Genomic DNA, 25541 nt, shown 5'->3' with positions numbered 1-25541 from the left:
CATCCATCGTTCGAGAAAGGGGATCTCATGAATCAGCCGTCCGCCGGAGCACCGGTTTCGCCGTATCCGAATTACCTCGCCTGGTCGATCACGGTCACCGTGCTGACGTTCTGCCTGTGCTGCATGGTCGGCTCGATCCCCGGCATCGTCGCGATCGTCTACGGCAGCCAGGTCAACGGCAAGTTCGCTTCCGGCGACGAAGCCGGCGCGCGCCGCGCTTCGGAGAACGCGAAGATCTGGACCTGGGTCTGCACCGGCCTGGCCGTGCTCGGCCTGATCTGGATGATCGTGTCGTTCTTCATCAACGGCGCCTCCTTCCTGTACGGCGATGCGCTGCAGGAATTCCAGCGCATGCAGACGCGCTGATCGCTTCAGGCAGCGCCGCAGCGACACCATGAAACCCGGATCGCGCCATCTCGCGCTCGCCGCGACCGCCGCAGCCTCCACGGCCGCGGCGGCCGCCGGCGTATGGGTATTACGGCGCTTCGATCCCAGCGCCGCAGGCAGCCCGCTGCCGGGTTGTCTGTTCTACGAGTTCACCGGCCTGTACTGCCCCGGCTGCGGCATGACCCGCGCCTTGCACGCGCTGGTGCACGGCGACTTCGCCCAGATGATGGCGATGAACCCGCTGCTGCCCTTGTTGATGATCGCGGTGCCCTTGCTGGCGCTGCAGGGCTTCGGTTATCGGCTGCCGCTGCCGAAGGCCGTCGTCGCCACGCTGATCAGCGCGAAATTCTGGATCGGCCTGCTGTTGGGCTTCTGGTTGCTGCGCAACCTGCCGTGGTGGCCGTTCGCCTGGCTCGCACCGGGCTGATCGCGCGCCGCCTGGCCGCTCAAAAACGATACGTCGCGCTGACCAGGTAATAGCGCCCGACCGGATCGTCGTCGACGATGCTGTAACCGCCCGGGCTTTCGTCGTAATTGACCGGCGTGTGGTCGCTCAGATTGCTGACGTTGAGGCTCAGCAGCCAGTGCTCGAAGCCGCCGTAGGCGATGTTGAGATCGGTCACCGTCGCGCTCGGCGTGCGGCATTTGCCGCTGACCTGCCAGGTCTTGTAACAGCTCTTGGTGGGGTCGCCGAAATCGACCTTGGCCGGCCCCATGTAGCGCAGGTTGAGGGTCGTGATCCAGTTGCGGTAGCTCCACTGCACGCTGCCGAGCGCACTGCGGTTCGGCGTGGTGTAGCCGGCATAGTCGAGCGCGTCGACTTTCGGGTGCGAGCGCCGGATCAGGTGATCGAGGTAGTGGCCGTTGAGGCGCAGCGCGAACTTGCCCAGGCGCGCGGTCTCGAAGCGATAGTCGGCATCGAACTCCCAACCGCGCACGTCGGTGCTGCCGACGTTGTCGAGGTACATGTCGACGCCGATCAGGTAACCGTCGGAATCGCGCACCAGGGCTTCGGGGTACAACTCCGGCCGCTGCAGCGAGTTGATCACCAGGATCTCGTTGTTGCGGCGGATGCGGTAGTGGTTGACGCTCAGGCTGAAAGCGTCGGTCGGCGACCAGATCATGCCGAGCGTGCGGCTGTGCGAGGTTTCCGGCTTGAGCTTGGAATTGACGGTGGCGTGCTTGTCGACCTGGCAACTGGTTTCGCTGAGTTGGATCAGGCAGGGGTCGGTGGCCGAGTTCCACGGCACGATCGCGGTGTCGCCGAAAGTCATCGGTCGGCGCATCTCGAACAGGGTCGGTGCGCGATAGCCTTCGCCGACCGAGCCGCGCAAGGTCAGGCTTTGCAGCGGCGACCATTTGAACCCCGCCTTCGGCGAGACCCGGCTGCCATGGCCGCCGTTGTGGTCGACGCGCCAGGCGGCGTCGATCGACAGGCTCTCGTGCAGCGGCAGGTTCATCTCGGCGTACAGCGCGGAGTCGTAGCGGTGCGAATTGCGCGCATCCATCTTCTGCGCCAAGGCCACCTCGCCGCGCATGAACGCCCCGCCGGGGCGGCTGCGCAGGCGTTCGCGGCGCGCCTCGGCGCCGACCGCGACGGTGGCGTCGCCGGCGGGCATCGCGAACAACGGGCCGTCGAAGTTGGCGACCACGCTGTCGAGGATGACTTCGCCGCCGAGGGTGTTCTGCGGCGAGATTTCCTCGATCACTTCTTCGGTGTTGCCTTTCTTGGTGAAGCTGAATTTTTCCGCCTCGACCGCTTCTTCGAGCTTGGGCTCGTCGATCAGGCCGTCGATGCGGTTAAGCACTTTGTTGCGGCGCTGGGCCAGGCTGACATCCCACTCCCAGCGCCCGCGGTAGCCGCGGAAACCCAGGGTCGAGTCGCGGGTGGTGGTGGTGGTGCGGTTGCGCACCGGCCCGACCTCGGAGAAAGCGTAGGCCAGGGGCAGGATCGGCATCGGCGCGAACGCGTCGGGGCTGTCGTCGGGCAGGTTCACCAGGCCGAAGAACGGCGCGTTCTGCATCTCCAGGACCACCCGGGTCGCGCGCACGTCGGCGTAGATTTCGCTGTGGCTGCCGACCGGCTGGCGGTAGTGGCCGTAGAAGGCGTTGCTGGTGATGCCCGGCTGCAGGCTGACGTAGCGGGCGCGGTCGAGGCTGCAGGCCTGGCCCTCGCTGCCGACGTCGAGGTCTTCGCAACCCTTGATGGGAATGTAGTAATTGCCGAAGTAGTAGCCGAACGGAATACGCGCATCCTGCAACCCGGTGTCTTCCTGATTGACCGTACTCCAGTCGCGCTGGCTGCCGACCAGGGGGTTGCGGGTGAAGTGATCGGCGCTGAGGAAGACGTTGCCGCCGCCGCGGGTCTGCAGGCCGAGATTGACCGACAAGCGCTGCTGCTCGGCGTCGCCGCGCTCGGACACGCCGAAATTGGCGGTGACTTCGCCGCCGCTGTAGTCCTTCTTGAGGATGATGTTGACCACGCCGGCCATCGCGTCGGCGCCGTAAATGGCCGAGGCGCCGCCGTGCAGGATCTCGATGCGGTCGATCATGCTCAACGGGATGCCGTTGAGATCGCTGAGTGCGCCCATGTCGGTGGAGACCAGGCCGTAGTTCGCGATGCGCCGGCCGTCCACCAGGAACAAGGTCGCACGCGGGCCCAGCGAGTACAGGCTCGACGAGGCCGCCGCGGCCGAGGGCACCTGCGAGGCGCCGCCGGCGGTGGCGACGTCGCGCGGGTGGTGGCCGGTCATGCCAGGCATCAGCCGCAACAGGTCGAACAGGGTCTGGTGCCCGCTCGAGCGGATCTGCTCGCGGGTGATGATGGTCAGCGGGGTCGAGGTCTGGAAGGCCGAACGCGGGATGCGCGTGCCGGTGACGTGCACGGTGTCGAGCTGGGTCGGCGAACCCGGACCGGAGGTGTCCCGCCGCACGGTCGCACGAGGCGCCGCGACCGGTCGCGGGCGCGGCACGACCTGCAGCAAGTAGGTATTGGCGTTTACGGCTACCGCCGTGAGGCCGGTGCCCTGCAGCAAACGGGCCAGCGCGTCGCGCGCCGAGACATGGGCGTTCAGGCCGCTGCTGCGGCGGTTCGCGACCAACGACGGGGAATAGAGGATCTGTACGCGGCTTTGGGCCGCGAAGGCATTGAGTGCATCATCCAGCGCGCCGGCCTGGATGCGGTAGCCATCTGCAGTGAAATCGCCTTTGGGAGCCTGATGGGCCCCGACTTCAGGCGCGAATGTCAGCGCGACGGAAACGATGAACGCATAGGAAATCTTGACCATCCACCAACCGCATCGATCAGACCAGAGCGGAACTCGGCGCCCCCTGTTGACGGCGCTGTCCAACCATAGCATCGACGCGGCCCACAGAGGCCGGGTCAGCCGGATTTGCGGCGCAGGACGATGTCGCCGTCGTCGTTCGGTTCGCCCTTCAGCGACCAACCGCGTTCCAGGACCTCCAGCAGCGAGGCCTGGTCGCCGATGTGGAACACGCCGCTGACCGGGATCGCGCCCAGGCCGGGCTCGGCCAGGCGCAGCTTGGTGGCCGAATACCGGTTCATTTCCAGCAGCAGGGCGTCCAGGCGGCGGTTCTTGAACACCAGGTTGCCGGCCGGCCAGGCCTGGGCGGCCTTGATGTCCAGGGGTTCGGCGGCGCCGAGGCGGCCGCTGTCGTCGTAGCTGAGCTGCTGGCCGGGTTGCAGGGTGCTCGAAGCCTGGGCGACGCCGCCGGAGACGATCACCGAGCCCTCGATCAGGCCGACGCTGACCACGGCATCGGTCTTCTCGACCTGGAAGGTGGTGCCGATGTCGCGGATCTCGCCGCGACCCGCCTTGACCAGGAACGGACGCGCCGGATCGGCGGCGACCTCGAACCGGACCCGGCCGCGGTCGAGCACGACTTCGCGGCCGCGCTCGCTGAAGCGCGCGACGATCGCCGAATCGGTGTCGAGCAATACCCGGGTGCCGTCGGCCAGGCGCAGCGAACGCTGCTCGCCGACCGCGGTGGCATGGCGTTCGTCGGCGACCGGCGCCGGCGCAGTGCGCAGCCAGGTCACGCCGACCACGGTCGCGACCAGCAAGGACGCGGCCAGCGCGGTCGGCGCCCACCAGCGCGAACGCGTCGCTTCGCGCCCGATGGTGCGCCAGGCGATGCGCGCGGCCGCCTGCAGCATCTCGTCGTTGGCCAAGGCCGCGGCCAGTTGATGGGTGCGCTCGGCCTGCACGTACTCATCGACGTGTTGCGGCGACTCGTCGAGCCAGCGATCGAACTCGGCGCGTTCCTGCGCCGTGCACTCGGGCGACGCGAGCCGCGCGACCCACGCTTCGGCGCGGCCTTCGCCGGAAAGCGCCGTGTTCGGATCCATCGATGCGGAAGTTGATGTCTTCATGGTGCTTGTAAGGTCTCGAAGCCGCTGTCCTTCATGCGTGCGCGCAAAAGCGCGAGCGCCCGGCCGATATTCTTCTCCACTGCCTTTACAGAAATACCGCAATGACGCGCGATCTGTGTGTAACTCATGCCGTTGATGCGATTGAGTAGATAGATCTGTCGACTGCGCATCGGTAATTGCATGATCGCTGCACGCACCAGCGCCAATTCCTGCTCGGTCGCCACGCGCTGATCGTGCGTGGGTTCCTGCGAAGGCAGCGCGTGATAGTCCTCGTCGAGGCTGACGTGCTCGGGCGCATGCCGGGTTTTCTGGCGCCGCCCGCGGTCGTTGAGCGCGTTGATCGCGATGCGGTACATCAGGATCTTCAGCGCTTCGGCCGGCTGGTCGCGATAACGCAGCATGCGCATCATCGTTTCCTGGGCGATGTCCTGCGCATCCTCGTGCGTCGCCGCGGATTTGCGCAGAAACGCGATCAACGGCTCGCGATGCTCGCGCAGGAACACGATGAAGTGATCATCGTCCTGACGCGTCGAAGCGGGTTGGTTCGCCGCTGGAGAATCCTGACCCACGTCCACCTTCGTCCACGCTCCAGGAAATTGCTTCGATACTAGCCCAGGCGCGTCGGCCGGGTGAACGAAGCCCTGGCCGTCGTGCGCGGCGATGCCAGGCGCGAAACCGGCGTGGATGATGGACGTGAAGCGATTCACCAGATCGAGTCCTCCGCAAACGTGAGGGCGCGCAGGCGCGATGCGGGACCGCTCGCCTTACAGGGGTTCAGATCGTGACCACCGGACTCCTGTGTCGCGTAACGGGTATTGCATCGCTCTGTCGCCGGAACCGTGCTGTTTGTCGCAACCGCGCTGAGCAGCGCGGCCGGTCGCCAATGCGCCGGCGGCGCGCGGGTCCGTCCGCCCCCAAGGCAGGACCGGCGTTCGGCCCGCCGGCCCGGCCGGGGGGGAACGCGCTACTCGCGCGGCTCGCAGGATTCCTGGAAACCTGTCCGTACAAACGCAGGCCGAGCGGCGCCCCCCTACCCCCATCCATGCGGGGGCGTCGGTTTCGGCTAAACGGTCTCAAACGGCAAACCGGCGGGGCTCGCCTCAGGCGACGAAACCGGCGATCACGAACAGCGCCAGCACCGCCAGCCAGACCAGCAGGCTGCGCCAGACCAGGCTCATCGCGTCGCGCAGCTCGGGCGCCTCGGACGCGGCCAGGGCGACGGCGGTGCTCGCCACGCCGGATTCGTCGACGTAGTCGGCGGCTTCTTCGGCCAGCTCGCACTTCACGCTGGCGCGGGCGACGGCGCCGAGGAAGCGGTTGTCGAGACTGAAACGCGCCCCGCCCGATTCGCGCCAGGCGCCGAGCACGGTGTCGAAATTGCCGACCAGGGCCAGCGCCAGGGTCAACAACTGGGCCACCGGCCAATCCAACAGCGCCAAGGCAGTGCGCGCGCCGACCAGGGTTTCGCCGGGCAGATGGCGCGAGGCCTCGCCTTCGGCGGCCAAGGCCACCAGGCGGTAACCGAGCGCGCCGACCGGGCCGAGCAGGAGGAACCAGAACAACACGCCGAACCAGCGCCGCAGGGCGTTGCGGAACACCGCCTCGACCAGGGAGCCGCCGTCGAGCGAGGGCGTGCCGCCTTCGGGCCAGAACCGCGCCGCGGCTTCGCGCCGGCTGTTGAGGTCGCGCGCCGAGGCCAGGGCCTCGACGTCCTGGTCGAGGTCGCGCGGGCCCCAGGCGTAGAACAGCACGATGATGCCGAACAGCAGCCCGCCGAGCCCGATCAAGGGTTCGTCGAGGGCCAGTTGGAACAGGGTCACCGCAAGCAGCGGCGGCACCACGGCCATGACCAGGCCCCAGCGTCCGCGCCAGAAACTGTCTTCCGGAAAGCGGCTGTCGATCCAGCGCAGCCAGTCGCTGTACCAGCCGTAGTGACGCACCGACGCGGCCAGCGACTGAGCAAGATGGCCGAGCACGAGTGCGACGACGGCGGCGATCAGCGTGACTGACATTGCGGCAACGCTCCTGGCATGGCGAAAAAATCCCGGTCCGATCTGCCTGGGATTCTAGCGCGACCGCGCGACACCGCGACTGTGGGCGACCGTAACGGCGATGCATCGGCTCCGTACCGCCGCGCATGTCGCGAGCGCGCGGGCGGCGTCTTTCGCGAACGCATCCCTTGCCGAGATCAACGCCCGGCGTCCGCCTCGGCGGCCAGGCGCCATTGGTCGATCAGCCAGCGCGAGATCGAGATGCTCGGCGACAACAGCGGGCCGTCGTCCTCGAGTGCGGCATCGCGCTCGCCTGGCGCCGACGCCGCAGCGCGTTCGCCGCGCGCGGACGCGGCACGGATTTCCTCGAGGGTGAACCAGCGCGCTTCTTCGAGTTCGTCGCCGACCTGCGGTTCGTCGGCTTCGGCCAGCGCAGCGAAGCCGAGCATCAGCGCACCCGGGAACGGCCACGGCTGCGAGCCCAGGTAACGGCAGCTGCGCACGCGCACGCCGGTTTCTTCCAGCACTTCGCGGGCGACGGTCTGCTCCAGCGATTCGCCGGGTTCGACGAAGCCGGCGATCACCGAATAGCGCCGCGCCGGCCAACCGGTCTGACGGCCGAGCAACAAACGCTTGCCGTCGCTGACCGCGACGATCACTGCCGGGTCGGTGCGCGGGTAGTGTTCGCTGCCGCATTGGCCGCAACGGCCGAGCCAGCCGGCGCGCGAGAAGGCGATCTCGCCGCCGCACACGCCGCAGTGGCGATTGCGGCTGCGCCAGTGCTGCAGGGCGCGGGCCTGGGCGAACACGCTGGCTTCGAGCATCGGCCAATGCGCGGCGGCGCTGCGCAGGTCGACCCGGCGCGGCGCCTCGAACGCGACCAGTTCGGCATCGAGCGCGAACCAACCCTGCCCGTCCGGCGCCAGCCCCAGGAAGATCGACGCGCCGACGCCGCCGGGGCCGTCGGTGAGTTCCGGGCCCAAGGGCGCACACAAACTGCCGTCGGCGTTGGCCAGAGCGCTGCCGGCGTTGTCGAGCACGATCACCCGCGCCTGCGGCCACAGGGCGGTCAAGGCATCGGCTTGGTCGCGCAGATGGTCGGCGCGGTCCAGCGACGCGCGCCAGGCCGAATCGGCTTCCACGAATGCAAACGGTCTCATCCAGCGCCCCAGAAGGCTGTTTCAGGAAAGGCGGTGCAAAGGCCAGGCCGCGCGAAACGCAGCCCGGTGCATCGCGGCGCCGCTCAAACGCCGAACGACGACCCGCAGCCGCAGGTGGTCTTGGCGTTCGGATTGCGGATCACGAACTGCGAACCGTGCAGGCTCTCGGTGTAGTCGACTTCGGCGCCCATCAGGTATTGCAGGCTCAACGGATCCACCAGCAGGGTCACGCCGTCGGTCTGCACGGCGAGGTCGTCCTCGCCCTGCTGCTCGTCGAACTCGAAGCCGTACTGGAAGCCCGAGCAGCCGCCGCCCTGGATGTAAACGCGCAGCTTGAGGGCGTCGTTGCCTTCCTCGGCGATCAGTTCGCGAACCTTGTTCGCGGCCGAAGACGAGAATTGCAGAGGCCGCTCCAGCGATTGATAGCCCGGCGCGGCGGAAAGAAGGGTGGTTTCCATGGTGAAAGGATGAGGGCCGCGCGGCGCGCATTCAAGCGCACCGGGCGAACACTGCGGATCAGCCGCCTGCACCGGTGCCGCCGTTGTCGCGGGTGGCGTCGGCCCAGCTGAAGGATTGTTCGATCACCGCGCCCTTCTGCGGGGTCAGGCGCACTGTTACCCGCACCGGGGTCAGGCCGGGCGGCAGGAACACGTCGCCCTCGACTTGCTCGAAGTACTTGAACGAATACGGCGTGCCGGGCGCCTCGGGCTGCTGGCGCAGGTCGGCCCAGAGCAGTTTTTCGAGCTTGCCGGCGCGGGTGCCCTCGAGCGCGAGGGTGACGCGGCCGGCGCTGACGGCGCCGCGATTGAGGTTCTGGGTCAGGGTGGTGGTGAAGTGCCAGGCCGACGGTGCGCCTTGCTGCGGCTGCATCTTCAGCGCATGCACGGTCAGGCCGCGGCGCTGCCCGGTGGCGCCGACCAGGCGTTCGTAGAAGGCGACGTCGGCGCGCAGGCCGGCGATTTCCTCGTCGCGCTCGGCCAGGGCGCTCTGCAGGTCGCGATTGGCCTGGCGGCTGATGCCGTCGGAGCGGCCGAGCGTGGTGACGCGCTGGCGCAGGCCTTCCAGTTCGGCCTGCATCTGCCGCGGCGTCATCGTCGCGGCCCCCGCCGTGGGCGGCGGCACCGGCTCGTCGGAACCGGTGATCGCGCCCCATAGGCCCCAGCCGCCGAAGGCCAGGGCCACGGCGAGGGCCAGCCCGGCCAACAGCCGGCCGCGATGCCCATGGGTGGGCTTCGCGGCGTCGGGCGTGGCGGGTCCGGCCGCAGCCGGAGCCGGACTCGGGGCCGGGTCGGCGGGAGACGGAACGGGCTTGGAAGGTTCGTCGCTCATCCGTTCCGTCTTGGGGGTTGGGGCGGGGCCCCTCAATCCATCAGGGCATCCGCGGTAATCAGGGCTTCAGGCGCGGCCAACGCGGCGGTATGCGCATCGACATGAATCAAACGGCCGGTGAGCATCGAACCGGCCGTCATCTCGACGACCTTGTAGTGGACGTTGCCTTGGACCCGGGCCTTGGCGGCGAGTTCCACCCGCTCGCTGGCGTAGACGTCGCCGTTGAGCTCGCCGTTGAGCACGACGATCGGCGCCCGCACCTCGCCCTCGATGCTGCCGTTCTCGGCCAGGGTCAGGCTGGCCGGCTGGCCTTCCTGGGCCACCAGCTTGCCGATCACCCGGCCTTCGATGTACAGCCCGCCGCTGAAATGCAGGTCGCCCCGAATCACCACCTGCGGCCCGATCATGGTGTCGACCTGGCCTTCGCGGATCTGGGTCGGTTTGTTGGTCTTGAACATCGCTTAAGTTTCCCCGGTTACGGTAACGCCGCTCTTCCAGGCGAAATGCTGCTCGATCGCCGCATTCTCCCCACGCAGCGAGACGCGCACGCGTTGCGGGGTGAATCCGGCCGGCAACATGACGCTGCCACCGAGTTGCTGGAAGTAACGGAATGAATAGTCCTGGATCGGTGCCTTGGGCTTCTGGTGCAACTCGTCCCAACCGATCGATGCGAGCTTGCCCCCTCGCACCCCCTCGACCTGGAACTGCAGGCCGCCGTTGCTGACCGCGCCCCGGTTGAGGTTCTGGGTCAGCACGATCTGGTAACGCCAGGTGCCGCCGGTCTCGGGCTGGAACTCGACCGAATGCACGTTGAGGCCCTTGGCCGGCGCGGTCGCGCCGACCAGGCGCTCGTAGAAGGCGATGTCGGCGCGCAGGTCGGAGATCTCGGCATCGCGCTGGGCCAGCGAGCCCTGCACCTGCTTGTTGGCGGCGCGGCTGATCTGGTCGGAGCGCTGCAGGGTGGCTTCGCGCTGGGCCAGCCGGTCGAGCTGGTTCTGGCGGTCGCGCAGCTCGCGCTGGGTGGTTTCCAACTCGGCGACCAGCTTGGGCAGCCGCGGCGCGGCCAGCGACTGCGACCAGAACCAGGCCACCAGCAGCGACACCAACCACGCCACGCCCACGGCGCTCCAGATATAAGGACGCTTGTCGGGCTGCTGCTGGACGATGACGAAACGGGGCGGCGGTACTTTGGCCATGCTCGACGACGACGGCTCACACCGCCGGCTTTACCTATACTCAACCTTAAATCTTAACGGGAATGCCACGATGTCCGATGCGCACCTGTTCGCAGTTGGCGTAGTTCTCGCCTGGCTGTCGGGGGTTCGGGTCTACCTGACCGTGTTCGGCGTCGGCCTGGCCGGCTGGCTAGGCTGGCTGGACCTGCCGCAGGCCCTGCAGGCGACCCAGTCGCCGTGGGTGCTCGGGGTCTGCGGCCTGCTCGCCGCCGGCGAGTTCTTCGCCGACAAGATCCCCGGCGTCGATTCGGGCTGGGACCTGCTGCATACCCTGTTGCGGGTGCCGGTCGGCGCCTTCCTGGCCGCGGCAACCATGTCGCCCGACGGCGAGCTCGGCGCGGGCGCGCTCGCCGCCGGCGCCGGCGTGGCCCTGACCAGCCACCTGCTGAAGTCCGGCTCGCGTGCCCTGCTCAACACCTCGCCCGAGCCGATCAGCAACTGGACCGCCTCGGTCACCGAGGACGCCGCGGTGCTCGGCGGCCTCGCCCTGGTCTTCGCTTACCCCTGGGTGACCCTCGGCATCGTCGTGCTGATCAGCGTGCTGATCGCGACGGTGCTGTGGTGGATCTGGCGCAAGCTGTTCCGGCGCAAACCGAAAGAGCTGGAAATGAGTTGAGAGGAGTGAGGAGTGAGTGGGGACGAAGGCAAAGACAAAGCGCGCTAACGCGGCCCCGCCATGATCGCCCACAAAAAAAGCCGCCGGCGCAAGCCGGCGGCTTTCTGTTGTCTGGCTGGCGGCGCGCCTTGCGCGCGGCTGGCTGGATAGCTGCTGGAACGGTGCAGCGGCAGCGAACGCTTTATTCGTTCCTCACTCTTCGCTCCTCGCCACTCGTTACTAAACGCTCTCAGCCTTCCTCGATCTTGGTCAGCAGATAGTTCTGCTCGCCGAGACGCTCGATCAGGGCGAGCTGAGTCTCGATCCAATCGACATGTTCTTCCTCGGAATCGAGGATGTCGGCGAACAGCTTGCGGCTGACGTAGTCGCTAACCGTCTCGCAGTACTTGATCGCTTCGCGCAGCAGCGGGATCGCTTCGAGTTCGAGCGCGAGGTCGCAAGCCAGCAGTTCGCGCGGGTTTTCGCCGATGCGCAGCTTACCCAGGGCCTGGAAGTTCGGCAGGCCGTCGAGGAAGAGGATGCGGTCCGACAGCTTGTCGGCATGCTTCATCTCGTCGATGGACTCGTGGTACTCGTGTTCGGCCAATTCTTTCAGGCCCCAGTTCTTCAGCATCTTGGCGTGCAGGAAGTACTGGTTGATCGCGGTCAGCTCGTTGTAGAGCGCCTTGTTGAGATATTCGATGACCTTGGGATCGCCTTTCATGGCCGTGCTCCGACGTTGCAATGGGCGGCACTTTAGCCCTTTCGCGAACGCCATGACGGAACGCGAATCGTGCGCAACGGGAGTCGAGAATCACTGTCGTTCGGGGCCGTCGACGAACGGTCGCGGCGATCGTCCGAGCCGGTGACGCGACACGCCAGGAACGGACAGGTCCAGCCCAGCGCCAGGGCGGCGCGGTGTGAGCGGATCGGCGGGATGGTACGGACGAACGGCGGGCCGGATCGGCCTGCAGGCAATGCGGCTCAGGCGGCTTGTTGCAGCACGTCCAGCGGCAGCTCGCGCACGTTGCGGGCCTGTTCGAGCAGCGAGGTGGCCAGCTCCAGGCAACTGCCGCAATTGGCGCCGGCACCGGTGCGCATGGTCAGCTCGGGCACGCTGCGGCAACCGGCTTCGGCGGCCTGGCGAATGTCGCGGTCGGTGACTCCGTTGCAGATGCAGACGTACACGGGCGTGGGCTGTCGGTCATGCAGCCGGATGGCTGCAGGGCCATTCCGCCATGGATGCGAATGATTGTCAATTAACAGAAAGCAACCAAGTGTTGGGATGCCGTGCGGCCCCGGCCGGACGGTTCCGGCGGTAGGCCTAGCCGGGTCAGCCGGGTCAGTCGGGCTCGGCCGCCCGCCCGGTCCGGGAGGTTCAGCTGCCCGATTCGGAGCCGCTGCCGCGCACCGGATTGCCGGGCCCGCCGCAGGCCCGCGACCGCGGGTGGTTGCAGCCCGACAGGTAGGCCTCGTGCGACCGGGCATCCGGACCGGGCGCGGGCACGGCCTGCTGGCCGGCGACCAGACGCGCGAACGGGGCCAGATGGCGCAGGGCGCTGGCATAGACGCCGCGCTTGAACATCACCACGTGCTCGACCGGGTACCAGAAATCGACCCAGCGCCAGTGATCGAACTCGGGCTTGTCGGTCAGATCCAGGCGCAGGTCCGACTCCTCGCCGGTCAGGCGCAGCAGGAACCACACTTGTTTTTGGCCGATGCAGACCAGGCGGTCGTTGCGGCGGATCGCCCGCCGCGGCAGGCGATAGCGCAGCCAGCCCGGGGTGGCGCCGAGCACTTCGACATGTTGCGGGAGCAGACCGGTTTCCTCGCGCAACTCGCGATACATCGCCTCGAGCGGCGTCTCGTCGGTATTCATCCCGCCCTGCGGGAATTGCCAGCCATCGCGATGCACGCGGCGGGCCCAGAACAAGCGGCCGTCCGGGTGCATCAACACGATGCCGACATTGGGCCTGTAGCCGTCCGGATCGATCACGATGCGGACTCCAAATTCACTGTGTCCGACTCTGCCACGGGGTGGCCGGGACGACAAGTCGGGTAAACAAGTCGGTCGCGATGCGCTCAGACGATTGACAAGAGCCCGTCCGGCATGAAGAATTCGCGGTTCCCCGTGGCTATGTAGCTCAGCCGGTTAGAGCACAGCACTCATAATGCTGGGGTCGGTGGTTCGAGTCCACCCATAGCCACCATAGAATCGCCGCGCAGCAAGACCCAGGCCCGCCAGCGCAGCGGGCTTTTTCGTATCCGTCGCCAGGATGCGCGCCGGCCCAGGATTCCCGATCGTTCCAGATTACGTCGCCCCAGATCACGCGCCACGCCGCGCCATCGCGCGACGCGCCACCGCCCGACCCGGTACCGCACTATGACTGCTGTGAACATCTTCAAGGTCTTCACTCTCGAAGCCGCCCACCGGCTGCCGAACGTGCCGGAAGGCCATAAATGCGCGCGTTTGCACGGGCATTCGTTCCGCATCGAGGTGCACCTGACCGGCGAACTGGGCGAGCACACCGGCTGGGTGATGGACTATGCCGACGTCAAGAAGGCGTTCCAGCCGACTTACGACCGCCTCGATCATCACTACCTCAACGACATCCCCGGCCTGGAAAACCCGACCAGCGAACGCCTCGCGGTGTGGATCTGGGACCAGCTCAAGCCGGTGCTGCCGCTGTTGAGCGAAATCGTGGTCCACGAGACCTGCACCGCCGGCTGCCGCTACCGCGGCTGAGCCAGGGGCACTCGCCCTTCCCCTCCCGATCATCGGCCCGGCCGGCGCCTTGTCAGACGCCGGAAACGCCGTGGTCATGGCCCCGGATTAGGCTTTGCCTGAACGGCTGCTTGGTCGCTAACTACCTGAACAGGCAGGCTTTCTGAACGGCTTTCGACCGCTCGTCGGCTCGATGTTGCATCGCAACAAAACCCCGCCTATGCTGCACCGCACAATCCAGTCGTTCTCCGTCTGGACCTTTCAGGAGCTCAGCCATGTACCAGCAATTCAACGAACAGTTCGCCGCCGCTACGCGCCAGTTCGCGGACACGGCCGCTCAGGTCAACCGTCTGGCCCTCGACAACGCCGAGGCCGTGTTCGGCCTGCAGGTCGCTGCCATCGAAGACCGCGTCAACGCCACTTTCGCTTTCTTCGGTGAAGCCGCCGAAGCCCGCGACCTGGAAGCCTTCAAGACCCTGTGGCCGAAGGGCGCGCAGATCGCTCGCGAAAACGTCGAGCGCGCTGTCAGCACCGGCCAGGAAGCTTTCGGCCGCACCGTGAAGACCAACGAAGCGATCGCCGAGTTGGCCAAGTCGCAGATCGAAACCGCTGCCAAGGCCACCCAGGCCAACGTCGAGAAGGCCGCCAAGGCCGCGGCGAAGGCGACGGCTCCGGCTGCTGCCGCGACCAAGTAAGCGCACCGTCTCTCTCTCCGGCCGTCATGGCGGATACGAAAAACCCGGCAGCTTCGGCTGCCGGGTTTTTTGTTGCCCGCGATTCGGCCTTCGCCGTCGCCACGGATCGCAGGCGGACTGCAGAGCGATCGCCGCGCTAGGACAACGGCTGCAAGCGCCCCGCCAGGGCCTGCGGATCGGGCGAAGCGAGATACGGCAGACGCCCCCAGCACGGCACCGGCAGACGCCGGCACAGGATCTCGAAGTTGTCGTCGGCGCGCGCCATCTGCGGGTCGATGTCGTTGGCGATCCAGCCGACCAGGCGGGCGCCGTCGGCCTGGATCGCGCGCGCACTCAAACGCGCGTGATTGATCGCGCCCAGGCGCAGGCCGACCACCAACACCACCGGCAGGTCCAGCGCGCGCACCAGGTCGATCTGGTCGAGCGTGGCGCTGATCGGCGCGGCCCAACCGCCGACGCCTTCGACCACCACCGTGTCCGACTGCGCCGCCAAGCGCGCATGCGCGGCGAGGATCGTCGCGAGCGCGATCTCGACGCCGGCCTGCGCGGCGGCGAGTTCCGGCGCCAACGGCTGCGGCAAGGCGTAGGGATTGACGTCGTCGTAGTGCGGTCTCGGCGCACTGGCCGCTTGCAACAGCAAGGCGTCCTCGTTGCGCCAACCCTCGGGCGTGCGTTCGCAACCGCTCGCCACCGGCTTCATGCCGACCGCGCGCAGCCCGCGCGCGCGCAAGGCGTGCAACAAGCTCGCGCTGGCCACCGACTTGCCGATGCCGGTGTCGGTGCCGGTGACGAACACGCCGCGCGGAAACACCGCGGACGCGGCCGTTGGTCGGGAGCCGGCCTCCACCGGGGGCTGGGTGTGACTCATCTCGCGCTTTTCCCTGGGGCGTGGAGTCCACCATGGTAGTGGCGGCGGATGCCGCTGTTACACTCCGATGATGTTTAAAACCTCCGCACTATCGGGCGACAAGCCCGAGCAATACGCGCAGCTGCTCGCCCAGGCGCGCGGTTTGCTCGACGGCGAACGCGACCGTATCGCCAATGCCGCCAACCTGTCGGCGTTGGTCAGCCATGCCCTGCCGGAACTCAACTGGGTCGGCTTCTATTTCTACGACGGCGAAGAACTCGTGGTCGGCCCGTTCCAGGGCTTGCCGGCGTGCGTGCGCATTCCGCTCGACAAGGGCGTGTGCGGCGCGGCCGCCTCGACCCGCCAGACCCAACGCGTCGCCGACGTGCACGCCTTCCCCGGCCACATCGCCTGCGATGCCGCCTCGCGTTCGGAAGTGGTGGTGCCGCTGGTCCACGGCGATTCCCTGATCGGCGTGTTCGACCTCGACAGCCCGGTTCCGGACCGTTTCGATGCCGACGACCAGGCCGGCCTGGAAGCGCTGGCGCGCGTGTACGTGGAGGCGCTGGCATGACCGCGCCGAAGATGCGCAACATCGGCCCCAAGAGCGCGGCCTGGCTGCGCCAGGTCGGCCTGCGCACGCACGAGGACATCTCCGCGATCGGCACGGTCGAGGCCTTCATGCGCGTCAAGCGCGCCGGCTTCAAGCCGACGCTCAACCTGCTGTACGCGATCGAAGGCGCGCTGCTGGACTGCCATTGGCAGGAGATCAGCGACGAACGCCGACAACAGCTGATCCAGGCCGCCGAAGCCGCGACCGCGCTGCTGCCGCCGCCGCGCAACAAGCCGGCCGCCGCGCCGGTGCACACCACCGTGCACGCCGAAGAACGCCACGACGCATTCGAGGGCGGCGGTCTGGACGGCAACGGCCTGGACGACGACGACCGCCCCGGCGGCCACGACGAGGACGACGGGCGCGACTGAGCCCGTCGGCGCCGCTGCGCCCCCTCCGGCCGGCCGCTCCGCCCGCCCGCGGCTTTGGCCCCGGGCGCCGGCTTCGCGTAGACTGCGCACCGCTTCAAGGTGACCCGGCGGCTTTCTCCATCGCCGGGTTGAAACGGGAAGCCGGTGACGCGCCCTCTCCTGCGGGAGGATCGGCGCCAGTCCGGCACTGCCCCCGCAACGGTAAGCAAGACAGATCGCGGCAACCGCCACTGTGCTCGGCACGGGAAGGCGCCGCGATCGGCAGCCCGACCCCGCGTCGGCGCTGCGCTTGCGAGTCCGGAGACCGGCCTTGAGGCGCCACAGGTTGCGATGCGGAGGGCGTCGCGGCGGCTGCTATCCGGCTGTCTGCACGGCCCGCTGCCTCCTCGCAACCGCCTTCCGCCGTCGTCGTCGCGCGCCTCCGGGTGCGCGCGCTGGAGCTTTACCCATGTCCGCCCCGAACACGTACGCCCTGAATCTGTCGCTTGCCATCGCCTGTGCGCTGGCGCTGCCCACCGCCGCCCTCGCCGCTCCGGCCGGCGACGCCACCGACCTCGACGAGGTGGTGGTCACCGCCAACCGCACCGCGGTCAGCGTCAACGACACCCTGACCCCGGTCGACGTGCTCGACCGCGAGACCATCCAGCGCAGCCAGGCGCGCGACCTCAACGACCTGCTGCGCGGCCGCGCCGGCATCAGCATTTCCAACCAGGGCGGCGCCGGCAAGCTCACCACCCTGTTCCTGCGCGGCAGCGAGTCCGACCACGTGTTGGTGCTGGTCGACGGCATCCGCGTCGGCTCGCCGACCTCGGGCCTGGCCGCGCTGCAAGACCTGCCGCTGGCACTGATCGACCGCATCGAGATCGTGCGCGGCCCGCGTTCGAGCCTGTACGGCGCCGACGCCATTGGCGGCGTGATCCAGGTGTTCACCCGCCGCGAGAAGCAGGGCTTCGCCCCGCGCGTGCACGTCGGCGGCGGCAGCAACGACAGCCTCGAATTCGGCACCGGCTTCGGCGGTCGCAGCGAGCGCGGCTGGTTCGGCGCCGACTACAGCTTCCGCAAGACCGAGGGCATCAACGCCTGCCGCGGCGCCGGCTTCCCGGTGTTCGCCGGCTGCTTCACCGACGAGCCCGACCGCGACGGTTACGAAAACCACGCCCTGTCGCTGCGCGGCGGCCTCGAGTTCAACGAACAGTGGAGCATCGAAGGCCAGGCGCTGCGCGCGGAAGGCGAGAACGATTACGACGGCAGCTTCGTCAACCGCTCCGAGACCGTGCAGCAGGTGATCGGCGGCAAGCTGCAATGGCGTCCGTCGGAAACCATCCACCTGCAGTTGCTGGCCGGCCGCAACGTCGACAGCTCGGATAATTTCCTCGGCGAAGTGCCAATGGGGTTCTTCAAGACCGATCGCGACAGTGCGACCTTGCAGGGCGACTTCACCCTGGCCGAAGGCCACGTGCTGACCGCGGGCTTCGATTGGCTGCGCGACCGCGTCGACAGCGACACCGTGTACGACGAAAGCGAGCGCGACAACAAGGCCGGCTTCGTCCAGTACCAGGGCCGCTTCGGCGCGCAGTCGTTCGAGGCCAGCCTGCGCCGCGACGACAACGAACAGTTCGGCGGCCACACCACCGGCGGCGCGGCCTGGGGCCTGAACTTCGCCGAGCGCTGGCGCGTCACCGTCGGCTACGGCACCGCGTTCAAGGCGCCGACCTTCAACGAGCTGTATTACCCGTTCTTCGGCAACGCGACCCTGCGCCCGGAAGAGTCCAAGACCTGGGAGCTCGGCCTGGCCTATCGCGGCGAGCGTTTCAACGCCCGCATCGACGGCTTCGACACCCGCGCCGACGATCTGATTACCTACGACTCGTCGATCAACCTGCCCAACAACATCGACCGCGCGCGCATGCGCGGCGCCGAGATCGGCATCGACACCACGTTCGCGCAATGGACCTTGGCGGCGAGCGCCAGCGTCCTGGACACCGAGAACCGCGTCGGCTTCTACCGCGGCAACGACCTGCCGCGCCGCGCCAAGCACAGCGCCCGCATCGACCTGGACCGCAGCTTCGGCAAGTTCCGCTTCGGTGCGACCGCGGTCGGCTCGGGTTCGCGCTACGACGACGTCGCCAACAGCACCCGCCTGGGCGGCTACGGCACCCTCGACCTGCGCGCCGAGTACGCGATCACCCCCGCGCTGAGTCTGCAGGCGCGCGTGGCCAACGTGTTCGACCGCGAGTACGAAACCTCTTCGTACTTCAATCAGCCCGGCCGCGAGTGGTTCCTGACCCTGCGCTACGCACCGGTCAACTGAGCGGTCGACCGATCTGCGGATCGTCGAGCGTCGACAAAAAGCCCGGCATCGCCGGGCTTTTTGTTTTTGGCGCAGAAACACCCACGACCGACGAACGCAGGCTCAGGTCGGCCGCAGCCCGCATTGCACCCAACTGCGGCCGGCGATGTCGGCGACCACGCCGATCATGCCGTGGCGCCAGCGCCTGTCCTCCGGCCCGGCCGCCAAGGCCTCGTAAAGCTGCGCCGGCACGCCGTCGGCGAGACTGCGCAGCTTGGCCGTCACTTCGGCATCGTCGCGGAACATCGCCTTGGCCACGACGAACCAACTCAACGCACGCGGCGAACCGTCGGCCGAGAACGACAGGCTGATACCGCTCGGCCGCGGCAACTCCGAACCTGGCACGACCCGGGCAAGCATGGCCATCATCGCGGCGCTGTCGCCGAGCACCGCACCTGCCATCCCTTGCAAGGCACGCCAATCGAGTTCCTGTGCGCGCGCGTAGAACTCGACGCTGCCGTCGCAGTTCACTCCGCTCAGACGCCAGCTCATCAGGTTCGAACGGAACAACACATGCTTGTCGCGCCAGGCCGCGGGTAAACGCCCATCGGGCAGGTCGACGTAGAGCTTGGTCGCCGTGCCTTCTCCATGGCGCGCCGCCGCCCACGCCCCGAAGCTCATCGCACCTTCGCGCTGCAGGTCCAGCCAAGGTCCCAAATCGCCTTGCCAATCCAAGGCCTGTGCCGCAAGCAGGAGCCGCTCGCGATCGGCCACTTCCGGCGCGGCGACTTCGGTCGCCCACCGCACCACCGGCTCGCGCGAGCTCCAGGAGAATTCGACCGGCATGCCGGTATTGGTCAGGCTGCTGAAACTGCCGGCCACTTCCGGCCAGACCGAACGGCCGAGCGGCGCGAGTACGCCGCCCAGCAGGCCAGCGGCGGCGGCGGCCTGCGCCGGCAGCACCGTGCCGAGTCGCCGCAAGGTGGCGGCGACCGGGCCGGCGATGTCGGCACCGAGGCTTTGCTGCAACGGCGCGAGCCAGGCCGCTCCGGTATCGCCGCGCGTGTCGATGACGGTATCGCTGCGCATGTCACTGCACCGCGACCAGTTCTTCGGTCTCGGCGACCCAGGCGCGCTGATCGAACTGTCCTTGCATGCCGACGAAGGTGAAGCGCCGCCGATAATTGCGCAGGTCCTTGTTCTTCAGGGCGATGCGCAGCTTGACCGGGTCGGTCTGGCTGCCGGCCATCTCGATGCGTTCGTTGCGCTTGTAGGCGCCGTCCTCGTACTTCACGTCGATATAGACGCGCTTGACCATCGCCGGGTCGAACACCGGGATGAACTCGAGCTGCAAGGCATCCTCGAAGCTGTCGTGGACGATCAGCTGCGGCACGTCGAGCTCGACCGGCGGCGTCGCCGGGTCCGGATTGGCCACGCCCTTGCGCCGCTGCACCAGCTGATAGGTCACGCCGCGGTTGGCCGGGCCTGGCTTGGCGCCGCGCAGGCGCCAGGTCTTGGGGCCGGACTCCTTGGTCAGCTTCAAGGTGGTCTTCGGCTCGGGCTGCGAGTAACCGCGCGCCTGCAGCTTGACGTCGATCGAGTCGACCACGTCCCAGTCGATATCGCCCGGGATCGCTTCGATATGGCGGAACTCGACGTGCTCGTAGGGGTTCACGAACATGGTCCGGTCTTCGGTCGAGGCGGCCGGGATCGTGTACGAGGTTCGGTCGGCGGCCCAGTCGGACTGCGGGTCGAAGTGGTACTGATACGACGCGTCGTAGTCGATGTCGCGCGTGGCGTTCATGAACACCTCGAAGCGCTTGACCCCGGTTTCGCCCGGCCCGAACACGAAGTCGGCATGCTTGTGATCGCGCGGCTTGCTCTTGTCGCCGTAATCCAGCGCCACCTGCGCCGACAACAAATTGATCGGCTCGAACGCGATCGGCATGCTGGCTTCGACCGCGAACTGGCGGAAGAACGGATCGTCGAGGTCGATTTCCTTGAAGTACTTCGACTTGTCGCTGAGATCGCCGAGCATCAAGCCGAAGAAGCCTTGCGGGGCATACGTGCGGCGCGTGGCCTCAGCGCGGTTGTAGCGCAGGGTCAGTTTCTTGCGCTCTTCCTGGCGCACGAACTTGAGCTTCAGCGACAGGCTCATCGCGGTCGGCGGCGTCGGCACCGTCGGTTGCGGTTGCGGTTGCGGCTGAGGCTGAGGCTGGGGTTGCGGTTGCGGCTGGGGCTGCGGTTGCGGTTGTGGCGTGATCGAAGCCGGCCGGGCCAGACGTCCGCGCCAGCGGCTCGGCGTGGTGCCGGCGACCCGGCCGATGACATGGACGACGCGATTGTCCGGGTCGCCGCCCATCGCCGAATGCGAGCCCGGACGTCCGCTGGCCGGGCTGTCGCCGTGCGCGTTGGCCGGGGTGATGGTGAAGTTGCCGCCGCCGCGGCGCACCACCGCGGCAGCGACTTCCAGCCGCCGCTGCGACAGCGCCTGGTTGTGCGCATTGCGCTGCGTTTCGTTCGCGCCGCTCACGTGCTCGTGGCTGGCGTACGCTTCCAGACGCACGTTACGCGGCGCGGGCAGGCTGCGCACCCAGGCCTCCAGGCGTGCGGCGCCGCGTTCGGGGCCGCTCCAGTTGCCGTCGCCCTCGATGCGCAAGGTGCCGGAAGCATCGCGGTAGCGCGGATCGGTCGTGGTGTTTTCCACATAGGCGCGGTATTGCTGCGACGGCGGATTGAGCCGCCAGCCGGCAGCGGCCGGCTTGTCGAAGTCGAAGAACAGGCCGAAGGTCTGCTCCTGCGTCGCCGCCGGCCATTCGACTTCGATGAGTTTGCTCGAGTCGGGATTGACGGTGACGGAGATGCGCCCCTGCGCATCCGGCGTCACCACTTGGCTCTCGACTTTCACCACCGCGCCGGCGCCGGTCACGGTGATGGTTTCGGCTAAGCCGTTCGCGGCCGGCGTGTGGGTGACCGACTGTCCCGCGGGCAAGGGCGTGGGTTCCTGCAATTCGACCGCGAGCGCGGCCGGCTGGATCTGCGGCGCGGTCGGCGCTGTGCCGCCGGTGCCGCCGCCGGTGCCGGTCGTAGTGCCGCTGGTGCCGTTGAAGCCGCCACCGGGCGCGGTACCACCCGTACCACCGCCCGTACCACCGCCAGTGCCGCCTGTACCTCCGGTTCCTCCGGTGCCGCCACCTGAACCACCGGTGCCGCCGCCGGTTCCACCCGTTCCGCCGCCCGTACCGCCAGTGCCGCCACCAGTGCCGCCCGTACCGCCACCGGTTCCTCCCCCGCCGGTACCTCCTGTACCGCCGCCGGTGCCACCGGTGCCTCCACCGGTTCCTCCCGTACCACCGCCAGTGCCGCCGGTACCGCCACCCGTGCCGCCGGTGCCACCGGTATTGCTGCCGGTTCCCGTGCCCGGGCCGGCACGCGCCGCATCGGTCGCCAATTGCCCCGGAGTCAGGGTCGGCTCGAACCACTTGCTCAGCAGATCGTCCTTGAAGAAATCCAGCGCCCACTTTTCCTGGTCGCGGCGGTCTTCGGCGTCGGTGAAGGCTTCGACCTGGATGTCGATGACGCCGTTCTGCACCAGCGACTCGAACGCCGCGTCGATGCCGGCCTTGAACCAGGCGTATTGGCCTTCGAGGCTGGCGCTGAAATGATTGAAGATGCGCTCGAAGTCGGCGGTGATGGTGACCCGCAAGGCCGGCCGCATCGCCAGGTACTTGAGGTCGTAGATCACCCCGATCGGGGTCATGCCGTCGCTGAGCGCCTGCTCCAGTATCGTCGCGCCCTCGGCCGACAGGCTGAGGCTGAAGGCAGCGCGGTTGGCCGCGTCCATCGACGGCACCGATGCGCCGAGGATGTGCTCGACCGCGTTGAAGGTGCCGGGCGCTGCAGGTTGCGCCGAGGTGCCGCCGCTGCCCTGCACGTTCAAGGCGATGCACTGCACCGAGCCTTCCTCGAAGGTCGCGGTGGTCAGGCGCACCGGCGGCGACACGCCGGGTTCGGAATTGAGCCGGCCCATGATCTTCGATTCCATCTGCGGCGACAGCTGCAGGGTGGTCACGAACATCACGAAACCGCCGCCTTTGTCGGCCGCGGTGGCGTCGGCGACGCGGTACTTGAGGAAACTGAATTCCTTGCGCTTGTCGGCCGCGCGCACGGCCAACTGCGGCGGACCCGGTAAGACCCAGAATTGGTTCTTGTCGGCGTGATCGCGGAACACGGTAATGCCGTCGACGGTGATCGGCTTTTCGAGGCTGAGCATGACGAACTCCAGAATTCGAGAGTTCCTCGCGGCGGCATGCGCGCGGCGGAACGATCCTTGTACGTGGGGACCTCACCGCCGCGGGGCGTAACCCGCGGCGGTGCGGCGACCTGGCGCGTTCGCTGCGCGCCGCAGCCCGAGACCGCGAAGTCGTCGCCGACCTCGGGCGCGCCGCGACGAGCGGACATGCATAGAGATCGAATCCAACGACTCCATCGCCACCGGATCCCCGCCTCCGCGGGGACGGACAGCCACCGCGAACCTCAAGGCATCTTCAACACCAGATCGGTCGCGTCGGTCGCGGCCCAGTTGGTGGTCTTGTTGGTGCCGTTTTCGAGCAGATAACTGGCCTTGTACTCGTAGCGCATGCGCGCCGGGTCGAGGTAGTCGTACTCGAACTCGCCGGTGGCCTGGGCGCTGTCGAACTCGAAGTCCTCGGCGAACGACAGGCCGCCGGCGAAGTCCTCGAAACGCAGCGACACCTTGGTGCGGCGCATCTTGCGCTTGGCGAAATCGGCCGGCGGCTTGACCGTGACGATGCGCCGGCCCTTCATGCCGGACTTCAGCATCACCCGGTTGCCGTTGGTCACCGACTCGGGGATTTCCTCGATGTCGCGGCCGTCCTTGTAGAGGATGCTGACGCTGTAGAACACGCCCTTGACCTCGGGGTTGCGCAGGTCCACGGCGAAGGTCTGCGCGGCGGAGCCTTCCTGGAACGACATCTGCTTTTCCTCCAGCAGGTCGTTGGCGCGATCGACGTAACGCAGGTCGACGAAGGCCTCCTGCACCTCGCTCCAGTTGAAGTTCGGCACCACCTGCACCACGCGCCGGGTCGGGAACGGGTTGCGTACCGTTACTTGCGGCTCGTCCTGGGTGGTCCAGTCGCGCACCACATCGCCGCCGGCGATGGCATGGAACACGGTGCGCACCTCGTAGTTGACCTTGGCCGGGTCGAGCATGAACATCTTCCAGCTGCCGCCCGGGGCATCCTTGGTCAGCCGCACCAGGTCGCTCTGGTTGATCTTGTTGGCCGGGTCGCGGTAGCGCAGGAACACATCGATCGAGCTGTAGCGCTCCCACGGGAAGTTCTCGGCCAGCACCGGCACGGTGTTGATCGTGTACAGGTCGCGCGGGATGATCTCGATGTTCTCGACGTCGTAGATCTGCGGCTTGGACTTGAGCTTGGTCGGCCGTTCGGCCGCGTCCACGCCCTTGAAGCTGACTTCGTACTCGACCTGCACGTCGCGTTTCATCGAGCCGCGTTCGAGCTGGCTCAGCCACTCGAAACTGGCCTCGCCGACGTTCGCGCCGAGCAAGGCGTTCATAGGCTTGTCGCCATAACGCACGCGCACGTTGATGCTGCCGATGTCGTCGGCGGCCAGGTCGGCGCGCGAAATCACCTTGACCCTGCGCTTCTTGAAGAAGTCGTTGTCCAGACTGATCTGCTTGACCAGGCGCTCGCGCGGCACGCTGCCCTCGCGGATGGTCTTGAACAAGGCCGCCAGATGGCCCTGCGGATAGATCGAACGCTTGATCGCGACGCGTTCGGAGAAGTTGACGTTGAGCTTCTTCTTGTCGACGCGCTTGTAGTCCATGCGCTTGTAGCTGAAGCTCGGCATCAGCGCGCCGATCGGCCCGCCGGCTGCCTGGGCCGAAGACTGCGCGGCGAACTTGCCGATCGCATCCAGGCCGCGCTCGAAGTCGGATTTCTTCTCCGGCGTCCACGGCGGCAGGCTGACCTGGAAGAAGGCGTCGGTGATCATGTTGCGCACCTGTGCCAGGGCGGCGTCGCGGCGGTCGATGATGCCGCGGGTGTCGTCGCCCTCGGCGACGAAGGTGTCGGCCTCCAGCACGATCGCGCGGTTATCGACCAATTCGTCGACCGCCTTGCCGATCTCGGTGGAGAAGAACATGTTGCCGCCGGAGAAGCTTTCGTCCATGTGCTTCTGGACCCGCTCCCAATCGACCTTCAGGCTGATGTTGTAGGCCGGGCGCAGGCCGAGGAAATCCAACGAGTAGATCACCGCCACCGGCAGGATCTCGCCTTCCAGGCACTGCCCCATGACCGTGTAGCCGTCCTGGTCCAGGCGCACCGAGAACGCGGCCTGGTTGGAGCCGTACAGGGCCGGTTTCGCCGACTGGTCGATCTTGAGCACGAACTGCGGGCCGGCGCCGGGCGTGGGCGCGACGTCGCCGCTGGCCTTGCCCAGCATCAGCAGCTTCACCGTGCCGTCTTCCAGCGGCACCGGCGCGATGCGCGGCTTGTTGCGCAGGTTCTCGCTGTTGGCGATCTCGCGGGCGAGATCGTCGAGCTGTTTCTGGCTGGCGCCGATGTTGCAGTCGAAATTGAGGAACCCGCCGGTGCCCGCGTCGCCGCGGAAACCGATCAGGAGAAACTGCGGCACGTCCATGCCGAGGGTGTTGTCGCGCACCGTGGTCAGGTGCGGCGTGGTCGGCATGTAGTACCACTGCTCGGGATCGGCATGGTCGGGGAAGACCGAGATGCCGTTGATCTCGCGAGTGCGGCTGTCGAGGAGAAGCATGATCGGACTCCTTCCGAGTCAGGCGTGATGGAACGTTCGGGTGACGCGTCGGCCGTCGCAGGGCCCGGCCAGCGTGTGGCCGGGCTGCGTGCGA

The 25541-nt window shown here is 67.6% G+C and carries 24 protein-coding genes, 1 tRNA gene and 1 riboswitch; of the genes, 9 read left to right on the top strand and 16 right to left on the bottom strand.

Going from position 1 to position 25541, the window contains the following annotated elements; translation table 11 throughout:
• Nucleotides 1-27: 27 nt before the first annotated feature.
• Both LC490_RS16865 and LC490_RS16860 read left to right on the top strand, forming a co-directional pair.
• Entirely contained in the window at nucleotides 28-366 is a 339-nt protein-coding gene (locus LC490_RS16865) for a CD225/dispanin family protein (RefSeq protein ID WP_031371169.1), read from the top strand.
• A gap of 28 nt (nucleotides 367-394) precedes the next feature.
• A complete protein-coding gene (locus LC490_RS16860) occupies nucleotides 395-814 on the top strand; it encodes a DUF2752 domain-containing protein (protein ID WP_031371168.1) in 420 nt (139 codons plus the stop codon).
• Between the two features lie 19 nt (nucleotides 815-833).
• Here LC490_RS16860 and LC490_RS16855 read toward each other — a convergent pair whose 3' ends face one another.
• The 9 genes from LC490_RS16855 to LC490_RS16815 form a co-directional block, all read right to left on the bottom strand.
• Nucleotides 834-3674 carry a TonB-dependent receptor gene (locus LC490_RS16855; protein WP_223620938.1) on the bottom strand — a complete coding sequence of 947 codons (2841 nt, stop codon included), beginning with the start codon at nucleotides 3672-3674 and terminating at the stop codon, nucleotides 834-836.
• A 95-nt stretch (nucleotides 3675-3769) separates the two neighbouring features.
• Nucleotides 3770-4780: a FecR domain-containing protein gene (locus LC490_RS16850; RefSeq protein ID WP_223620937.1), complete on the bottom strand. Its 1011-nt coding sequence runs from the start codon at nucleotides 4778-4780 to the stop codon at nucleotides 3770-3772.
• A complete protein-coding gene (locus tag LC490_RS16845) occupies nucleotides 4777-5487 on the bottom strand; it encodes an RNA polymerase sigma factor (protein ID WP_318025797.1) in 711 nt (236 codons plus the stop codon). The genes LC490_RS16850 and LC490_RS16845 overlap by 4 nt, the downstream gene beginning before the upstream one ends.
• 393 nt (nucleotides 5488-5880) lie before the next feature.
• Nucleotides 5881-6792 carry a regulatory signaling modulator protein AmpE gene (gene ampE, locus LC490_RS16840; protein WP_223620936.1) on the bottom strand — a complete coding sequence of 304 codons (912 nt, stop codon included), beginning with the start codon at nucleotides 6790-6792 and terminating at the stop codon, nucleotides 5881-5883.
• 176 nt (nucleotides 6793-6968) lie between these two features.
• Nucleotides 6969-7931 (bottom strand): NAD(+) diphosphatase, encoded by a 963-nt coding sequence (gene nudC / locus LC490_RS16835; RefSeq protein WP_223620935.1) that lies wholly within the window; start codon nucleotides 7929-7931, stop codon nucleotides 6969-6971.
• Between the two features lie 83 nt (nucleotides 7932-8014).
• Nucleotides 8015-8389 (bottom strand): iron-sulfur cluster insertion protein ErpA, encoded by a 375-nt coding sequence (erpA, locus tag LC490_RS16830; RefSeq protein ID WP_031371162.1) that lies wholly within the window; start codon nucleotides 8387-8389, stop codon nucleotides 8015-8017.
• 58 nt (nucleotides 8390-8447) lie between these two features.
• Entirely contained in the window at nucleotides 8448-9260 is an 813-nt protein-coding gene (locus LC490_RS16825) for a DUF6776 family protein (protein WP_223620934.1), read from the bottom strand.
• 32 nt (nucleotides 9261-9292) lie between these two features.
• Nucleotides 9293-9718 carry a polymer-forming cytoskeletal protein gene (locus LC490_RS16820; protein ID WP_223620933.1) on the bottom strand — a complete coding sequence of 142 codons (426 nt, stop codon included), beginning with the start codon at nucleotides 9716-9718 and terminating at the stop codon, nucleotides 9293-9295.
• 3 nt (nucleotides 9719-9721) lie between these two features.
• A complete protein-coding gene (locus LC490_RS16815; protein ID WP_031371159.1) occupies nucleotides 9722-10456 on the bottom strand; it encodes a DUF6776 family protein in 735 nt (244 codons plus the stop codon).
• A 70-nt stretch (nucleotides 10457-10526) separates the two neighbouring features.
• On the opposite strand from LC490_RS16815, the gene LC490_RS16810 reads away from it, so the two are divergent.
• Nucleotides 10527-11111, top strand: coding sequence for a DUF4126 domain-containing protein (locus LC490_RS16810; protein ID WP_031371158.1), 585 nt, complete (start codon nucleotides 10527-10529; stop codon nucleotides 11109-11111).
• A 229-nt stretch (nucleotides 11112-11340) separates the two neighbouring features.
• On the opposite strand, the gene bfr is transcribed toward LC490_RS16810, so the two are convergent.
• The 3 genes from bfr to LC490_RS16795 form a co-directional block, all read right to left on the bottom strand.
• Nucleotides 11341-11814: a bacterioferritin gene (bfr, locus tag LC490_RS16805; RefSeq protein WP_031371157.1), complete on the bottom strand. Its 474-nt coding sequence runs from the start codon at nucleotides 11812-11814 to the stop codon at nucleotides 11341-11343.
• 260 nt (nucleotides 11815-12074) lie between these two features.
• Entirely contained in the window at nucleotides 12075-12278 is a 204-nt protein-coding gene (locus tag LC490_RS16800; RefSeq protein ID WP_031371156.1) for a (2Fe-2S)-binding protein, read from the bottom strand.
• Nucleotides 12279-12468: 190 nt separating this feature from the next.
• Nucleotides 12469-13086 (bottom strand): RNA pyrophosphohydrolase, encoded by a 618-nt coding sequence (locus LC490_RS16795; RefSeq protein WP_051884608.1) that lies wholly within the window; start codon nucleotides 13084-13086, stop codon nucleotides 12469-12471.
• Nucleotides 13087-13223: 137 nt separating this feature from the next.
• Between LC490_RS16795 and LC490_RS16790 the strand changes: the two genes are divergently transcribed.
• The 3 genes from LC490_RS16790 to LC490_RS16780 all read left to right on the top strand — a co-directional run bounded on the left by LC490_RS16790 (nucleotide 13224) and on the right by LC490_RS16780 (nucleotide 14510).
• Nucleotides 13224-13300: transfer RNA gene (locus tag LC490_RS16790), tRNA-Met, on the top strand.
• Between the two features lie 182 nt (nucleotides 13301-13482).
• Nucleotides 13483-13836 carry a 6-carboxytetrahydropterin synthase QueD gene (gene queD / locus LC490_RS16785; RefSeq protein WP_031371154.1) on the top strand — a complete coding sequence of 118 codons (354 nt, stop codon included), beginning with the start codon at nucleotides 13483-13485 and terminating at the stop codon, nucleotides 13834-13836.
• 254 nt (nucleotides 13837-14090) lie between these two features.
• A complete protein-coding gene (locus LC490_RS16780) occupies nucleotides 14091-14510 on the top strand; it encodes a phasin family protein (protein ID WP_031371153.1) in 420 nt (139 codons plus the stop codon).
• Nucleotides 14511-14646: 136 nt separating this feature from the next.
• Here the strand turns inward: LC490_RS16780 and bioD are convergent, their stop codons facing one another.
• Nucleotides 14647-15378, bottom strand: a complete 732-nt coding sequence (gene bioD / locus LC490_RS16775) for a dethiobiotin synthase (protein WP_223620932.1) — start codon at nucleotides 15376-15378, stop codon at nucleotides 14647-14649.
• A 70-nt stretch (nucleotides 15379-15448) separates the two neighbouring features.
• On the opposite strand from bioD, the gene LC490_RS16770 reads away from it, so the two are divergent.
• The 3 genes from LC490_RS16770 to btuB all read left to right on the top strand — a co-directional run bounded on the left by LC490_RS16770 (nucleotide 15449) and on the right by btuB (nucleotide 18652).
• Complete coding sequence (locus tag LC490_RS16770; protein ID WP_031371151.1) at nucleotides 15449-15931, top strand: GAF domain-containing protein; 483 nt, start codon at nucleotides 15449-15451, stop codon at nucleotides 15929-15931.
• A complete protein-coding gene (locus LC490_RS16765; protein ID WP_223620931.1) occupies nucleotides 15928-16341 on the top strand; it encodes a TfoX/Sxy family protein in 414 nt (137 codons plus the stop codon). Before LC490_RS16770 ends, LC490_RS16765 begins: the two co-directional genes overlap by 4 nt.
• An 80-nt stretch (nucleotides 16342-16421) precedes the next feature.
• A riboswitch (cobalamin riboswitch) is annotated at nucleotides 16422-16669 on the top strand.
• Between the two features lie 120 nt (nucleotides 16670-16789).
• Entirely contained in the window at nucleotides 16790-18652 is a 1863-nt protein-coding gene (gene btuB, locus LC490_RS16760; protein ID WP_223620930.1) for a TonB-dependent vitamin B12 receptor, read from the top strand.
• A gap of 102 nt (nucleotides 18653-18754) precedes the next feature.
• On the opposite strand, the gene LC490_RS16755 is transcribed toward btuB, so the two are convergent.
• From LC490_RS16755 to LC490_RS16745, 3 genes are all read right to left on the bottom strand, one after another.
• Nucleotides 18755-19720 (bottom strand): hypothetical protein, encoded by a 966-nt coding sequence (locus LC490_RS16755; protein ID WP_223620929.1) that lies wholly within the window; start codon nucleotides 19718-19720, stop codon nucleotides 18755-18757.
• Nucleotide 19721: 1 nt separating this feature from the next.
• A complete protein-coding gene (locus LC490_RS16750; protein WP_223620928.1) occupies nucleotides 19722-22904 on the bottom strand; it encodes a hypothetical protein in 3183 nt (1060 codons plus the stop codon).
• A gap of 263 nt (nucleotides 22905-23167) precedes the next feature.
• Nucleotides 23168-25447 carry a hypothetical protein gene (locus LC490_RS16745; RefSeq protein ID WP_223620927.1) on the bottom strand — a complete coding sequence of 760 codons (2280 nt, stop codon included), beginning with the start codon at nucleotides 25445-25447 and terminating at the stop codon, nucleotides 23168-23170.
• Nucleotides 25448-25541: the final 94 nt, after the last annotated feature.

Source organism: Lysobacter sp. ESA13C, from assembly GCF_019970005.1.
Classification (GTDB): domain Bacteria; phylum Pseudomonadota; class Gammaproteobacteria; order Xanthomonadales; family Xanthomonadaceae; genus Lysobacter; species Lysobacter antibioticus_B.
The sequence above is the reverse complement of the archived record's forward strand: the minus strand, read 5'-3'. Positions and strand labels throughout refer to the sequence as shown.